This is a genomic window from Streptomyces sp. NPDC043878 (genome assembly GCF_056435735.1).
The window spans coordinates 524,880-539,379 of the sequence record NZ_JBWKDW010000001.1; the positions used below are offsets into that span (position 1 = coordinate 524,880).

The window sequence follows — 14,500 nt, forward strand, 5'->3', positions numbered from 1 at the left end:
TCTCTTCCCCTCCCCCCCCCCCCCCCACCCCCCCCCCCCCCCCCCCCCCCCCCCCCCCCCCCCCCCCCCCCCCCCCCCCCCCCCCCCCGCTCCCGCTCGTCCGCGCCCGGCACGCCTGCGTCTCAGGCCGCCGCCCGTTCCCGGGCGACGGGCAGACCGGGGGTGCGCAGCACGCGCCGGCCGGCGTCCACGGCGAACACCTCGCACCCTTCGAGTCCGGCGGCCCACGCGACGCCCTCGGCGCCCATCGCGAAGGCCGCCGTGGCGACCGCGTCCGCCTCGGTCAGGGTCGGGGCCACGACCGTCAGGCTGAGCAGCGCCGTCGCCGGGCGTCCGGTGCGGCCGTCGAGGATGTGGTCGCCGCGCTCGTAGCGGGCGGAGGTGGCGACCGCCCCGTCGGTGAGTGACAGGACGGTGCACAGCCGGTCGGCGTGCTCGGGGTGCCGTACACCCACCCGCCAGGGCCCTCCGGACGCGACCACGTCGCCGCCGGCGTTGAGGCAGAACCTGCGCGCCCCGGCCTCCGTGAGCAGCTCCGCCGCCCGCTGCACCGACCAGCCCTTGACCACCGCGCAGGGGTCGAGGCCGCGGCCGGGCAGGCGCACGTCGAAGGCGCCGCCGGTCCCGGCCCGGTAGTGCTCGCACAGGCCGAGGACCTCGGCGAGGTCCGCGCTGACGGCGTCGGCCGCCAGCTCGCCCCGGTCCAGCCGGGACACCTCGCTGTCGGTCTTGAAGGGGCTGAACCGGGCGTCGGTCTCCCGCAGCCACGCGAAGACCGCGTCGGCCGCTTCGCCGAACTCGTCCTCGTCGTCGATCCGCAGCGAGACCGGGAAGCCCATCACCTGCTCGACCCGCCGCATGTCAGCCGCTCCTGGCGTCGAGGGCGGCCTGGAGGGACTCGCGGTAGCCGTCGCTGGTGACGGTCGCGCCGGACACCGTGTCGATGTCGGCGCTCTGCGCCTGGAGCGTCTCCTCGACCAGCCGCGGCACGGCGGCCGTCGTCTGCGGGTGGTTCGGCTGCTGGAGCGTCCGTACGGCGGTGATCCTGTCGCCCTCGAAGGTCACCTCGACCTGCACGGGCCCCTTCTCGGTGTTCACCGTCGACCCCGCGACGACCCGCTGGGACGCGGCCGGGGAGCCCGAGGCGTCCGACGAGGAGGACGAGGACGGCGATGACGGCGACGCGGTCGGCGAGGAGGAGGCCGGGGCGGCGGACTGGGTGGTGGAGGTCTCCGTCGACGGCTCGTAGCGCCACAGCGGGACCAGGCCGGCGACGCTCAGGACAAGGACGGGCAGTGCTCGTTTCACGGTGTGTTCCCCGTCTCCCTCAGCCGGCCAGGCTGAAGCGTTCGAAGTGGATCTGCGGCTTGGGCACGCCCAGCTCGCGCAGACTGCCCAGCACGGCGTTCATCATCGGCGGCGGCCCGCACAGGAAGACATCCCGGTCGGTGATGTCCGGCACCAGCCGCCCGAGTTCGGCGGGCGCCAGTTTGTCGGGGCTGACCGGCCCGGTCACCAGGTGCAGTTCGGCGCCCTTGGCGTGGGCGAGGTCGCGCAGCTCGTCGTAGAGGACGGCGTCCCGGTCGGTGGCGACGCGGTAGAGGACCACGGCGTGGCCCTCCAGCTCCTCCAGCAGCGCGCGGATCGGGGTGACACCGACGCCGCCGGCGATGAGCACGGCCTCCGGGCGGGTGCGGTGCAGGGCGGTGAACGCGCCGTAGGGCCCCTCGGCGAAGACGCGGGTGCCGACCTTGACGTGCCGCAGGGCCGCGGTGCCCGCGCCGGCCGTCTTGGCGGTGAGCCGCAGTGTGCGGCCGTCGGGGGCGGCCGACAGCGAGAACGGGTTGGCCTGCCACCAGCGGTCCCGGGTCAGGAAGCGCCACAGGAAGAACTGGCCGGCCCGGGCGGGCAGCCGGTCCAGGTCGCGGCCGGTCATGTGGATCGAGACGACGGTGTCGGACTCGGGGACGACGGCGGTGACGCGCAGCTGGTGACGCCAGTTGCGCCACAGCGGCAGGGCGAGCCGGCCGAGGACCACCGAGCCGAGGGCGACGCCCCACACGGCGTACCAGTAGGTGGTGGCCGCGGACGAGGAGGTGAAGGTGGTGCCGACGGCGACCTGGTGGGTGAAGGCGAGGACCACCGCGGCGTAGGTGTACAGGTGGATGAAGTGCCAGGTCTCGTAGGCGAGCCGGCGCCGGGCGTAGCGTCCGGAGACGGCGCCCACCACGAGGATGACGGCCAGCGCGACGACGGCGCGGAGCACGCCCTCGACGGTCTCGGCGAGGTCGACCAGCTGGTTCACCGGGTCCAGGGAGGACGACTCGGCGTAGCCGAAGGTGATGAACACGGCGTGTGTGAGCAGCGTCCACAGGATGCCGAAGCCGGTCCAGCGGTGCCAGGAGGTCAGCCGGTCCATGCCGATGCGGCGGTCGAGCCACGGCAGCCGGGCCACCAGCAGCAGTTGGAAGGCCATGAGCAGGGCGCCGTACAGGCCGGCCAGCCGGCCCAGCACGATGAGGGTGTTCGACGCGAAGCCGGCCTGGGTGAAGAAGAAGGTCACCACTGCGGCGTTGGCGGCCAGCACGGCGTACAGGCCCGTGCGGGCCACCACCCTGGGCCGTATCGCCGTGGGGGGCGCGGAGGGCGACTGGACGGTCGTCACGGGACGGCAGCTCCTTGATCGGGTCCGGGGTACGAGCTTGGCTCGCGGGAGCTGTCGATTTGCTGTCGTTTATCTTTCAAGTGGTTATCGATGTGGTCGTGCCCGGTCACCGGGCCTGGTGGCGGGAGACCTGTGCAGCACTATGAGCGGGTGGACAAAGTACGCCTCCTCGTCGTGGACGACGACCCGCCGATCGCCGACCTCGTCGCCACGGTCGCCCGCTACGAGGGCTGGGAGGCGGCCACCGCGAACTCCGGCGAGGAGGCGCTGCGACTGGCCGCCGAGTTCCGCCCGGACATCGTGGTGCTGGACCTGATGCTGCCGGACGTGGACGGCTTCGGCGTCCTCGACCGGCTGCGCGCCCTCGGCACGATGGTCCCCGTGGTGTTCCTCACCGCCCGGGACACGGTCGCCGACCGGGTCGCCGGCCTGACCCGCGGCGGTGACGACTACCTGGTCAAGCCGTTCGCGGTGGAGGAGCTCATGGCCCGGCTGCGGACCGTGCTGCGGCGCAGCGCGGGGCCCGGGTTCCCGCGCTCCGTACTTCGGGTCGCGGACCTGACGATGGACGAGGACACCCGCCAGGTGCGGCGCGGCGACCGGCTGCTCACCCTCACCCCCACCGAGTACGAGGTGCTGCGCTACCTGATGCGCAGGTCCCCCACCGTGCTGACCAAGGCGCAGATCCTCGACCACGTGTGGGAGTACGGCTTCGGGGGCCGCTCCAACGTCGTCGAACTGGTCGTCAGCCGGCTGCGCCGCAAGCTCGACGAGCCCGCCGCGGGCCGGACGGCGCTGATCCACACGGTCCGGGGCTTCGGGTACGTGGTCCGGGAGGCGGCCGAGTGACCGGGCGGCCGGCCCGGCTGTGGCGGCGGTACCGCGGGCTGCGGCTGGGCACACGGCTGGCCTTCGGCCTGGGCGTGCTGTCGCTCGCGGTGTTCGCCGTGGTCGGCACCGCACTGACCATGTACATGCGCGACTACCTGGACCACCAGCTCGGCCAGCAGTTGAAGCTCGTCCAGGTCGTGCAGACCAAGGACGCCGAGGCGCACGGCACGGTCCGACGGCAGCCCTACTACGGCTGGTACACCGCGGTCTACGACGTGACAGGCACCTCGGCCGCCCTGCGCACCCCCGCCGAAGTGCCCGCCGACACCGCCACGTTCACCGCCCTCGCCGAGACGATGGCGCGCTCCGGCACCGAGCTCACCCGGATGGCGAACATCGACGGCAAGGGCACCTACCAGCTGCGGGCCTGCGAGGTCGAACCCGGCGTGGTGCTGGTCAGCGCCGCGCCCACCGCGAACATCGACGCCACGATGCGGCAGCTGATCACCGTGCAGGTCGTCGCGTTCGGGCTCGCGCTGCTGGCGCTCGTGGTGCTCGGCCGGCGGATGCTGCGGCGCGGCCTCAAGCCGCTCAGCGACATGGCGCACACCGCCCACGGCATCGCCTCCCACGACCTGACCGAGTCCGCGGCCCGGCTCCCGCTGCGCGCCGACGGTCCCGGCGGCGGCCCCGAGGTGGAGGAGCTGCGCACCGCCTTCAACACCATGCTGGAACACATCGACGACTCCCTCGCGGTCCGCGCGGCGGCCGAACAGCGGCTGCGCCGCTTCGTCGCCGACGCCTCGCACGAGCTGCGGACACCGCTGATGTCCGTACGGGGGTACGCCGACCTCTTCCAGTACGCCGCCGCCAACGCCCCCGAGGAACGCGACAGGCACCTGGCCCGGCTGCGCGCCGAGGCCGCGCGGATGGGTGTCCTGCTGGACGACCTGCTGCTGCTCGCCCGCCTGGACGCCGCCGAGGTGGAGACCCCGCTGCGGCCGGAGGAGGCGGACCTGACGCAGCTCGTCGAGCAGGCGGCCGACGCGTTCCGCGCGAGCCACCCGCAGCACCCGCTGACGGTGGCGGCCGGTCCCGGCGCGCTGCGGCTGCGCCTCGACCCGCAGCGCATCCGGCAGGTCCTGGACAACCTGCTGACCAACGCCGCCGTGCACACTCCGCCCGGCACGGCCGTGTCCGTGGCCGTCACGACCGGGCCTGGCGCGGCCCTGGTCCGGGTCGCCGACGCCGGCCCCGGCATCCCGCCCGCCGACCGGGAGCGGGTCTTCGACCGCTTCTACCGCGTCGACAAGGCCCGCAGCCGGGACCGCGGGGGCAGCGGCCTAGGCCTCGCGGTCGCGACCGCCCTGATCCGCGCGCACGGCGGCACGATCGCGCTGTCCGACGCCCCGGGCGGCACGGTGTTCACGGTGACACTCCCGCTGACCCGCTGACCGGGTGCCGGAGGCCGGGGGCCGGAGGCCGGGGGCCGGGCGGGCCAGGTCTTACGGACCGGTGACGTGCCGGGCGCGGCCAGGGGTCCCCGGCCCCGTCCGGCCCTAGCGTGAACGCATGCGTGTACTGGTCACCGGCGGTGCCGGGTTCATCGGAAGTCACATCGTCAGGGCCCTGGAGGCGCACGGGCACGAGCCCGTCGTCTACGACGTCCGGGCCCGCCCCGGGTCGGACGTGCGCGACCCCGGCGCCGTCGGACGTGCCCTGGCCGGCGTGGACGCCGTCTGCCACCAGGCGGCGATGGTCGGCCTGGGCGCCGGCTTCGCCGACGCGGCGGAGTACGTGTCCCGCAACGACCTCGGCACCGCGGTCCTGCTCACCGCCATGGCCGAGGCGGGCGTACGGCGGCTGGTGCTGGCCGGGTCGATGGTGGTGTACGGCGAGGGGCGGTACACGTGCGGGCGGCACGGGGTGGTGCGGCCCGGGCCGCGGGCCGTGGCCGACCTGGACGCCGGACGCTTCGAGCCGACCTGCCCGCACTGCGGCACCGGCCTGTCCCCCGGGCTCGTCGCCGAGGACGCCCCGGCCGATCCGCGCAACGTGTACGCCACCACCAAGCTCGCCCAGGAGCACCTGGCGGCCGCGTGGGCGCGGGCCACGGGCGGCACGGCGGTGTCGCTGCGCTACCACAACGTGTACGGGCCCGGCATGCCGCGCGACACCCCGTACGCGGGCGTCGCCTCCTTCTTCCGCTCGGCGCTGGCCCGCGGGGAGGCCCCCCGGGTCTACGAGGACGGCGGCCAGCGGCGGGACTTCGTGCACGTCCGGGATGTGGCCGCGGCCAACGTCGCGGCGCTGGAGGCCGGTTCGCCCGACGGCACGCTCACGGCGTACAACACCGGCAGCGGCGAGCCGCACACGGTCGGCGAGATGGCCCGGGCGCTGGCCGCGGCGTACGGCGGCCCCGAGCCCGTCGTCACCGGCGAGTACCGCCTCGGGGACGTCCGGCACATCACGGCGGACTCGGCCCGCCTGCGCGCCGACCTGGGCTGGAAGGCCGGCATCGCGTTCGAGGAGGGAATGCGCGAGTTCGCCCACGCCCCCTTGGGCACGAACTGACGCCGTGCTGCCGCGGGTTCGGCCGGCGCCCGGCGCAGCACGGGGCGGGCGCGGCCGGCCGGCCTGCCCTGGCGGCCGAAGCCGTCGGTACCGCCGTCGGCGCCCTCCGACACCCGCCCCACCCGGCGGAGGCCGGCGTGTGCGCCCCTCCCGGACGGGCATCGGCCCCGGCCCGGCGGGCACCCGACCGGCCGTCGCCGGCCCCCCACCCGGACGACCCCAGCCCCCGCCCGACGGGCAACCCGACGACCGCCACCCGCACCCGATCAGCCAGCACCCCCGCCCAACCACTCGCCCTCGGCCCGGCAGGCGACCCGCCCGGCGAGACCGCGACCACCGGCCGGGCGAAGGCCGACACGCCCCCCCGGCCGGAGCCGAAGGCGCCGATCCCGGCGGACGCCGACGCTCGCCTCGTCCCGGCGGACGCCGACATCCACCCGAACCCCGGCGGGCCCCTACGCTCGCCTCGTCCCGGCGGACGCCGACATCCACCCGAACCCCGGCGGACGCCGACGCGCGCCCCGACCCGGCGGACACCGCTCGCGCCGGTCGGCTTCGGGGTGCCGTACCCGCGGCCGTGTCGGTGAGTCGGCCGGGGTGAACGTGTGAGGCGGGCGTCAGCCGGTCGGGGACGAAGGGCTGGGGGTCGGGAGGGTGACCTCGAAGCGGCAGCCGCCCAGGACGTTGCGTACGGTGGCGCGGCCCTGGTGGGCCTCGACGATGCCGCGGACGATGGCGAGACCGAGTCCCGCGCCGGCCGGCGGGGTCCGGGCGTGGGTGCCGCGCCAGCCGGTGTCGAAGACGCGGGGCAGGTCCTCCTCGGGGATGCCGCCGCAGCCGTCCGTCACGGACAGGACCACGCCGTCGGGAGAGCGCTCGGCGGCGATCGCGACCGTGCCGTCGGCCGGGGTGCGGCGGATGGCGTTGACGAGGAGGTTGCCGAGGACGCGGCTCATCTCCCGGCCGTCCACCTCGACCGGTACCGGTTCGACCCGGGCCCCGACCAGCCGCACCCCGTTCTGGCGAGCGAGCGCGTCCGCCCCCGAGAGGGCGTCGCCGACGAGGTCGTACAGGGACATCCGGGACATGGTGAGCGTGAGGCTGCCCGCGTGGATGCGGGAGAGTTCGAAGAGGTCGCCCACCATGCCGTTGAGGCGTTCCACCTCGGTGCGGATCTGCCGCAGGTAGCGGCCGGGGTCCGTGGCGACGCCGTCCTCCAGCGCCTCGGACATCGCGCGCAGCCCGGCCAGCGGGGTGCGCAGGTCGTGCGAGATCCAGGCGACGAGTTCACGCCGGGAGGACTCCAGGGCGCGTTCACGTTGCCGGGAGGCGGCGAGCTTCGCACTGGTCGCCTCCAACTCCCGGCTCAGCGCGTCGAGTTCCGCGGTGGCGGGGCCGACGGGCGAGGTGAAGTCGCCGCCGTCGCCGAAGGAACGGGCGGCGAGCGCGAGGGCGCGGCTGCGGCCGACGACCCAGCGGCCGAGCAGCAGGGCACTGGCCAGGGAGACCACGGCGGCCATCGCGACGACCGTGGTGACGACCTTGAGGTCGTGCGCGGACAGGAACATGGCGTCCGCGACCACCAGCGTGCCGGCGAGCATCGCGGTGACGGCGACGGCGGCGACCACGGTGAGGTGCGCGATCAGCGAGCGCCGCCGGATCAGCATCAGCACGCACGCCCCCAGCAGGCCGGCCGCGGCGGCGCCGAGGAAGGCGTAGACGGCGATGAGGAGGGTGTCGTTCACGCCTGCTCCTCCCCGTCCCGGCCGGCGTCGAAGCGGTACCCGACGCCCCAGACCGTCTGGACCAGGCGCGGGCGCGCCGGATCGTCCTCGACCTTGCCGCGCAGCCGGCGGACATGGACGGTGACGGTGGACAGGTCGCCGAAGTCCCAGCCCCACACCTCCCGCATCAGGTCCTCCCGGCTGAAGACCCGCCCGGGATGCCGCAGGAAGAAGGCGAGTAGATCGAACTCGCGGATGGTGAGGGCGAGTTCGGTCTCGCCCTTGACGGCTCGCCGGGCCGCGGGATCGAGCGCCAGGCCGGCGGCACGCAGTAGGGCCGGCGGCTGCGCGGCGCGGGCAGCCGCCCGGGCCGGGCGGCTGCGGCGCAGCACCGAGTCGACGCGCAGGACGAGTTCGCGGGGACTGAAGGGCTTGGTGACGTAGTCGTCGGCGCCCACCTCCAGGCCGAGGATGCGGTCGTCCTCGTCGCCGCGAGCGGTGAGCATGATGACCGGCACGGGCCCGTGTCCGCGCATGCGCCGGCAGACCTCCAGGCCGTCCATACCGGGCAGCATGAGGTCCAGCACGACCAGGTCGGGCCAGTGCGCGGCCGCCCGGGCGAGCGCGTCGGGTCCGTCACCGGCCCGGTCCACGACGTATCCGGCCCGGTCGAGGTACCCGGAGACGACCTCGGCCACGGTCGGGTCGTCGTCGACGACGAGGACCCGGGCCCCGCCGGGTGCGTACGGTTGCTGCTCCATGCCGCCAGCCTCGCACCACGGAACCGCTCACGCCGCCCGCGGCGGCCGACGTCCTGGTTTCGTAAGGAGCCGAAGTCCGATATGCCCGTTTCACGCTCGTAGGGTGAGTGCCGTGACGACCTCTTTCCCCACGGATTCCCCTACGGCTTTCGAGGCGGCGTCCGTCGACGTCGTGCTCCCCTGCCTCGACGAGGCCGAGGCCCTGCCCAGGGTGCTGGAACGCATCCCGCCCGGCTGGCGGGCGCTGGTCGTGGACAACGGTTCCACGGACGGCTCGGCCCGCGTCGCGAGCGACCTCGGCGCGACGGTCGTACGGGAGGAACGGCGCGGCTTCGGTGCCGCCTGCCACGCCGGCCTGACCGCCGCCACGGCCGACATCGTCTGCTTCTGCGACTGCGACGCCTCCCTCGATCCGGCCGACCTGGTGGCGTTCGTCCGCCGGATCCGGGCCGGCGAGGCGGACCTGGTGCTCGGCCGGCGCCGCCCGCAGGGTGCGGGCGCCTGGCCCGCGCACGCCCGGGCCGGCAACCTCGCCCTCTCCCGGCTCCTGCGCCGCCGCACCGGGTTGCGCCTGCGCGACCTCGGCCCGCTGCGCGCCGCCCGCCGGGAGCCGCTGTTGTCCCTCGGCCTCACCGACCGGCGCAGCGGCTATCCGCTCCAGATGGTGGTGCGCGCCGCCGACGCGGGCTGGCGCATCACCGAGTACGACGTCCCGTACCGCCCGCGCACCGGGGCGTCCAAGGTGACGGGAACCTGGCGCGGCACCTGGCAGGCGGTACGCGACATGAGCCGCGTACTGGCCGAACAACCCACCACCGGCGAGCCTCCCGGCACGGCTGCTCCGACCGCGACGGGCACGAAGCAACCCAACACCAGCCGCGGACCGGACTCCACCGGCCCCAAGGAACCCACCACCGCCCGCGGCCGAACCTCCGCCCACACGCGACGACCCGAAAGCCCCGAGCCACCCACCGACACCGGCGCCCCCACCGCCACCGGCCCCGAGAAACCCATCACCGGCCGCGGCCGAACCTCCGCCCTCGCGGGACGACCCGAAAGCCCCGAGCCACCCGCCGGTGACGGCGAGGGACCTACCGGCTCCGATGTCCCGAACTCCGCCTCCACCGGCACCGGCACCGGCACCGAGTACTCGGACTCCGCCCGCTCCGGTGGCCCGAACCCCACCGGCACCGGGCGGCCCGACGGCGCCGAGGGGCTCGCCGGGGCCGCCACCGGGCGGCCCGCCGCGTCCGGCCGGACGGCTGTTCCCGCCGGTGATGTCTCCCTCTCCCTTCAGGAAGGAACCCGCCGGTGACCACCCTCCTCGTCATCGCCAAGGAGCCCCGGCCGGGGCGGGTGAAGACCCGGCTGACGCCGCCGTTCAGTCCGCGGGAGGCGGCCGGGCTCGCCGAGGCCGCCCTCGCCGACACCCTGGACGTCGTGGCACGGACGCCCGCGCGGCGCCGGGTCCTGGTCCTGGAGGGCGACCCCGGCCCCTGGCTGCCGGCCGGGTTCGAGGTCGTACGGCAGTGCGCGGGCGGTCTGGACGAGCGGCTGGCGTCGGCCTTCGCCGGCTGCGCCGGCCCGGCGCTGCTGATCGGCATGGACACCCCGCAGGTGACGCCCGAGCTGCTGACCGTCGACTTCGCGGACTGCGACGCGTACTTCGGGCCGGCCGAGGACGGCGGCTTCTGGGCGCTGGGCCTGGCGGAACCGGACCCCGCGCTGCTGCGCGGGGTCCCGATGTCGACGCCCGACACGGGTGCCGCGCAGCGCGCCCGGCTCGCGGGCCTGCGGGTGCGGGAGCTGCCTCGGCTGCGGGACGTGGACACGGCGTACGACGCCGACCTGGTCGCCAAGGAGGCGCCCGGCGGACGGTTCGCCGCGGAGCTGGCCCGGCTCGGCGCGGCGGGTGACCGATGAGCACGGCACGGGCGACCCGCCCGTCGCGCCCGGCCCGGACCCCGCAGACGGGCACCCCGGCGACGGGGCCGGGACCACAGACCGCGGCGACGGCGACGGTCACCGTCCCGGCCGCCGCGCACCTCGTGCGGCAGTCGTCGCGCGCCGGGGAGCGTTCCTGGTCGGCCGATCCCTACTCGGACGCCCTGCGGGCCGGCCGGGGCCCGCTGTTCCTGAGCCGTGCCGACGGCTGGCTGCTGCCCCTGGAGGTGGAACGCTGGTGCGCTGCCGCCGACGCGGCCGACCTGGAGGTGCTGCGCCGCTGCGAGGGCACCGTCCTCGACGTGGGCTGCGGGCCCGGCCGTCTGGTCGCCGCCCTCGGCACCGGGGGCCGCCGGGCGCTGGGCATCGACGTCAGCGAGGCGGCGGTGGCGCGCACGGTCCGGTCGGGCGGGCAGGCGCTGCGCCGCTCGGTCTTCGAGCCCCTCCCGGGCGAGGGCCGCTGGGGCACCGCGCTGCTGGTCGACGGCAATGTCGGCATCGGCGGCGACCCGCGGGCCCTGCTCGCCCGGATGTCCCAACTCCTGGCCTCCGAGGGCCTGTTGATCGTGGAGACGGTGCCGGTGCCGGACCTGGACGAGCGCGTCGTGGTTCATGTGACCGACGCCCGGGGCGCCGCGAGCACCCCGTTCCCGTGGGCGCGGCTCGGCACGCCGGCCCTGCTGCGGCACGCGGGCCGCGCGGGCTGGCGTGCCGTCGATCAGTGGACGGCCGGGGGCCGCTGCTTCGCCGCCCTGCGCAACCGGGGCCGCGACCGCAGCAGGAACAGCAGCGCCGAGCCGCCGAACAGCGCGGCCGTCAGCAGTAGCCAGCGGGCCGTGAAGCCGGCCGCGGACAGCGCGGCGGCCGAGGCGTAGCGCTTCGACACCTGCCCGCTGATCAGGGGGAACCACACCAGCAGGAGCAGCCCGGACAGGGCGGCGGGCACCCGGACGTACATCACGATCTCCGGGCGGCGGCCCGCCGCCCGGACGAGCGCGCGGTCGGCCACCGCGTACAGCGGCAGCAGCACCAGGTCGTGGAGCAGGGCCGCCCCCACGACCCACAGCGCGACCCCGAACCAGTCCCCCGCGAGCAGTCGTACGCCCGCATAGCCGGCGAGGGCGAACGAGCAGGCCAGCAGGAGCAGCTGGAACGGGCTGCCGACCGGGAACGGCTTGCGCATCACAGGTCTCCGAACGTCATCCGGGCCACCCACTTGGTGTTGAGCACGCCGGGGGCCGCGGGCACGATGATCCGCGCCGGGTGGCCGTGGTCGGGGGTCAGGTCCTCGCCGTTGACGAACAGGGCGAGCAGGGAGCGCGGGTCACCGGTCTGGTTGGCGCGCAGGGCGGCGTGACGGAAGGCGCCGTGCCGTTGCAGGGACTCCACGAGGACGTCCGGCGGGTCGTCGTGTCCGACGAGGGCCGCCAGGTCCCGCAGCCGTACGCCGCGCCACCACTGGTCGGAGGTCGACCAGCCCTCGACGCAGGCGATGGGCAACGCCGAACTGTGCAGCGGCATGCGCAGCAGGTCGGCCCGGCTCAGCCGGAGCGTGCCGGTGCGGCCGGTCAGCACCAGCCGCCAGGCGTCCTCGCTCGTCTCCGCCGCACGGATCCCCGCGTACGCGGCCGTCTTGTTGATCTGGAAGCCGCCCGGTCCGCCGCCCGGTTCGGAACCGCCGTGCGGGGCGAGGACGGCGGTCCGCCGCAGCGGCCCGTCGAAGCCGCGTCCGGCGGACGTGACGAACAGCAGCAGGGACCCGCCACCGACCAGCCACAGCGCGCCGCGCCGGGACACGGTCGGCGCGGCCGGCTCGGGGGACACCAACCCGCTGTCCTCCTCGCGCGGTCGGCGCAGGTTGCGCAGGGCCAGGGGCAGCTTCAGCACGGCGTGCGCGAGGAACGCGGCGAAGAACACCCAGGCGCCGTAGAAGTGCAGCGGGTAGAAGGAACCGGGGAAGACGTAGTCGAGCTGGACGTTGAGCACGCCGGTGACGAACTCGAACAGGCCGCCCCCGACCAGCAGGAGCAGGGAGAGCCGCTCCAGGGCGTGCGCGAGGGAACGTGCCGGGGGCAGCGCGAACAGCCGCGGCACCACGGACCACAGTTTCGCCAGCAGGACGGGGATCAGGGTGAGCCCGAGGGTGACGTGCACGCCCTGGGTGAGCCGGTACAGCCACGAGGGGTGGGTCGGCCACGCGAAGAGGTAGAAGCCGAGGACGCCCTTGTCGGGGGTCTTGTCGTTGACCGGCGACAGGCCCGGGTTGTAGGCGGCGTACGACAGCAGCCCCGTCACGAAGAGCACCGTGATCCCGCCGAGCAGCACCACCCCGAGCACCGAGGTGAACCAGGGGCCGCGCAGCGGACTGCGCCAGAACGCGGGCGATGAAGGAGAGCGTCGCATGCCCCGACCGTAGGCCCGCGCCACCCCCCGGAAGGGGCCGCGAACCATGACGAAACTCTGACGTCCTCGCCTGTCAGCCGTCCGGTGCAGCCCCCGCGGCCTAGCGTTCGGGCGTGAACCGCGAACTCCTGCGTGACCTGTACGCCGCGGCGGCCGCCGCCCTGCTCGTCGTGGTGGCCGTCGTCGTCGGCACCGCCGTCGAGCACCGGAACGGCACCCTGCGGGTCAACTGGCCGCCGCTGCTCGCGGACTGGGACCCGCACGTCGGCCCCGGCACCCCGGCGGCGGTCGCCGTCGCGGCCGGGGTCGTGGCGTACGGCCCGGCGCTGGCCGCCCGGCTGCCGTGGCGCCGCCTGCTGCTCGCCGGCTGGGCGGCCGGCACGGCCTGGACGTGGTCGCTGGCCCTGGTCGACGGCTGGTACCGGGGCATCGCCGAGCAGCTGACGACCCGAAGCGAGTACCTGCCGGTCGTCGACCGCTTCCGGAACATCCCGGCCACGCTGCGGGACTTCACCGGGCACATCCTCATCGACTCCCCCGACAACTGGCCCGCGCACGTCGCCGGGCATCCGCCGGGCGCGACGCTCACCTTCGTCCTGCTCGACCGGATCGGGCTGGGCGGCGGTGGCTGGGCGGGCACCTGGTGCATCACGGCCGGCACGACCGCGGCGGTCGCGGTCCTGGTCGCCCTCCGGGCCCTCGCCGGGGAGGCGCTCGCCCGCCGCGCCGCACCGTTCCTGGTCCTGGCGCCGGCCGCGGTGTGGGTCGGCACCTCCGCCGACGGTTACTTCGCGGCGGTCGCCGCCTGGGCACTGGCCCTCCTCGCCCTCGCGGTGACCGGCCACCGTCCCGCCCTGACCGGCGCCGCCTCCGGTCTCCTCCTCGGGCTGACCGTGTACCTCTCCTACGGCCTCACTCTCATCGCCGTGATCGCCGCCGCCGTGCTCCTCCTCGGCACCCACCGCACCCGGCCCCTGCTCTTCCTGGCCGCCGGATGCGCCGTGGTGCCGGCCGCGTTCACCCTGGCGGGCTTCGACTGGTGGGCGGCGTACCGCCTGCTGGTCCGCCGCTACCACCAGGGGGCGGGTGGCGTCCGGCCGTACGGCTACTGGGTGTGGGCGAACCTGGCCTGCGCGGTCGTGATCACGGGCCCGGCGACGGCGGCGGGACTGCGCCGGGCCGGCACCGACCTCGCCGGCCCGCGCGGTGGGCGGCCCGAGTTCCGGCTCGCCCTGCTCGTGGGCGCCGCCCTGGTCGCGCTGCTGGCCGCCGACCTGTCGGGCATGAGCAAGGCGGAGACGGAACGCATCTGGCTGCCGTTCGCGATGTGGCTGCTGCCGGCCTGCGCGTTCCTGACCCGGCCCCGGGGCTGGCTCCTCGCTCAGGCGGTCCTCGCCCTGCTCGTCAACCACCTGCTGCGCACGGGATGGTGACGGCGGCGGGACCCGCGGAAGTCTGAATTGCGCCTGCGATCAAGCCGCATGGGTACGGTGGGCCGTCGCATTGGTACGGTGGGTCGAATTACACCAAGTCGGATTCTTCGTTCACTTCGGTGGACACAGGGAGTTCACCGGGCCCCGCTCCCCCGCCGTTCACGT

The 14,500-nt window shown here is 75.2% G+C and carries 12 protein-coding genes and 1 pseudogene; 7 read left to right on the plus strand and 6 right to left on the minus strand.

The annotated features are described in order from the left end of the window. Nucleotides 1–122: 122 nt before the first annotated feature. From AC07AZ_RS02285 to AC07AZ_RS02295, 3 genes are read right to left on the minus strand one after another with little or no spacing between them, the layout of a single operon-like run. Entirely contained in the window at nucleotides 123–860 is a 738-nt protein-coding gene (locus AC07AZ_RS02285; protein WP_478842883.1) for an FAD:protein FMN transferase, read from the minus strand. Between the two features lies 1 nt (nucleotide 861). Next, nucleotides 862–1,308, minus strand: a complete 447-nt coding sequence (locus tag AC07AZ_RS02290) for an FMN-binding protein (RefSeq protein WP_478842885.1) — start codon at nucleotides 1,306–1,308, stop codon at nucleotides 862–864. A 19-nt stretch (nucleotides 1,309–1,327) separates the two neighbouring features. Continuing rightward, on the minus strand, nucleotides 1,328–2,665 hold the full coding sequence (locus AC07AZ_RS02295; RefSeq protein WP_478842887.1) for a ferredoxin reductase family protein: 1,338 nt from the start codon (nucleotides 2,663–2,665) through the stop codon (nucleotides 1,328–1,330). 90 nt (nucleotides 2,666–2,755) lie between these two features. Between AC07AZ_RS02295 and AC07AZ_RS02300 the strand changes: the two genes are divergently transcribed. The 3 genes from AC07AZ_RS02300 (at nucleotide 2,756) to AC07AZ_RS02310 (ending at nucleotide 6,070) form a co-directional block, all read left to right on the plus strand. Next, entirely contained in the window at nucleotides 2,756–3,514 is a 759-nt protein-coding gene (locus AC07AZ_RS02300; RefSeq protein ID WP_478842889.1) for a response regulator transcription factor, read from the plus strand. Further along, complete coding sequence (locus AC07AZ_RS02305) at nucleotides 3,511–4,950, plus strand: sensor histidine kinase (protein ID WP_478842891.1); 1,440 nt, start codon at nucleotides 3,511–3,513, stop codon at nucleotides 4,948–4,950. Before AC07AZ_RS02300 ends, AC07AZ_RS02305 begins: the two co-directional genes overlap by 4 nt. 118 nt (nucleotides 4,951–5,068) lie before the next feature. Next, the gene (locus tag AC07AZ_RS02310; protein ID WP_478842893.1) at nucleotides 5,069–6,070 is read left to right on the plus strand and encodes an NAD-dependent epimerase/dehydratase family protein; all 1,002 of its coding nucleotides are present in this window, start codon (nucleotides 5,069–5,071) and stop codon (nucleotides 6,068–6,070) included. Nucleotides 6,071–6,687: 617 nt separating this feature from the next. On the opposite strand, the gene AC07AZ_RS02315 is transcribed toward AC07AZ_RS02310, so the two are convergent. Together AC07AZ_RS02315 and AC07AZ_RS02320 are read right to left on the minus strand one after the other, a co-directional pair. Then, nucleotides 6,688–7,815, minus strand: coding sequence for a sensor histidine kinase (locus AC07AZ_RS02315; protein ID WP_478842895.1), 1,128 nt, complete (start codon nucleotides 7,813–7,815; stop codon nucleotides 6,688–6,690). Continuing rightward, nucleotides 7,812–8,555, minus strand: coding sequence for a response regulator transcription factor (locus tag AC07AZ_RS02320; RefSeq protein ID WP_478842897.1), 744 nt, complete (start codon nucleotides 8,553–8,555; stop codon nucleotides 7,812–7,814). The genes AC07AZ_RS02315 and AC07AZ_RS02320 overlap by 4 nt, the downstream gene beginning before the upstream one ends. A 103-nt stretch (nucleotides 8,556–8,658) precedes the next feature. On the opposite strand from AC07AZ_RS02320, the pseudogene AC07AZ_RS02325 reads away from it, so the two are divergent. The 3 genes and pseudogenes from AC07AZ_RS02325 to AC07AZ_RS02335 all read left to right on the plus strand — a co-directional run. Then, a pseudogene (locus tag AC07AZ_RS02325) lies at nucleotides 8,659–9,384 on the plus strand (glycosyltransferase family 2 protein); the annotation flags it as partial. 482 nt (nucleotides 9,385–9,866) lie between these two features. Next, nucleotides 9,867–10,478, plus strand: a complete 612-nt coding sequence (locus AC07AZ_RS02330) for a TIGR04282 family arsenosugar biosynthesis glycosyltransferase (protein ID WP_478842899.1) — start codon at nucleotides 9,867–9,869, stop codon at nucleotides 10,476–10,478. Beyond that, entirely contained in the window at nucleotides 10,475–11,374 is a 900-nt protein-coding gene (locus tag AC07AZ_RS02335; protein ID WP_478842901.1) for a class I SAM-dependent methyltransferase, read from the plus strand. Before AC07AZ_RS02330 ends, AC07AZ_RS02335 begins: the two co-directional genes overlap by 4 nt. A gap of 307 nt (nucleotides 11,375–11,681) precedes the next feature. On the opposite strand, the gene AC07AZ_RS02340 is transcribed toward AC07AZ_RS02335, so the two are convergent. Next, entirely contained in the window at nucleotides 11,682–12,902 is a 1,221-nt protein-coding gene (locus AC07AZ_RS02340) for a molybdopterin-dependent oxidoreductase (protein ID WP_478842903.1), read from the minus strand. Nucleotides 12,903–13,015: 113 nt separating this feature from the next. On the opposite strand from AC07AZ_RS02340, the gene AC07AZ_RS02345 reads away from it, so the two are divergent. Then, complete coding sequence (locus AC07AZ_RS02345; protein WP_478842905.1) at nucleotides 13,016–14,335, plus strand: hypothetical protein; 1,320 nt, start codon at nucleotides 13,016–13,018, stop codon at nucleotides 14,333–14,335. Nucleotides 14,336–14,500: the final 165 nt, after the last annotated feature.

Bases quoted from the DNA above. Each gene is read 5' to 3' on its own strand.
- AC07AZ_RS02285 (WP_478842883.1), bottom strand. From the start codon at position 860: ATGCGGCGGGTCGAGCAGGTGATGGGCTTCCCGGTCTCGCTGCGGATC.
- AC07AZ_RS02300 (WP_478842889.1), top strand. From the start codon at position 2,756: ATGTGGTCGTGCCCGGTCACCGGGCCTGGTGGCGGGAGACCTGTGCAG.
- AC07AZ_RS02310 (WP_478842893.1), top strand. From the start codon at position 5,069: ATGCGTGTACTGGTCACCGGCGGTGCCGGGTTCATCGGAAGTCACATC.
- AC07AZ_RS02320 (WP_478842897.1), bottom strand. From the start codon at position 8,555: ATGGAGCAGCAACCGTACGCACCCGGCGGGGCCCGGGTCCTCGTCGTC.
- AC07AZ_RS02335 (WP_478842901.1), top strand. From the start codon at position 10,475: ATGAGCACGGCACGGGCGACCCGCCCGTCGCGCCCGGCCCGGACCCCG.
- AC07AZ_RS02340 (WP_478842903.1), bottom strand. From the start codon at position 12,902: ATGCGACGCTCTCCTTCATCGCCCGCGTTCTGGCGCAGTCCGCTGCGC.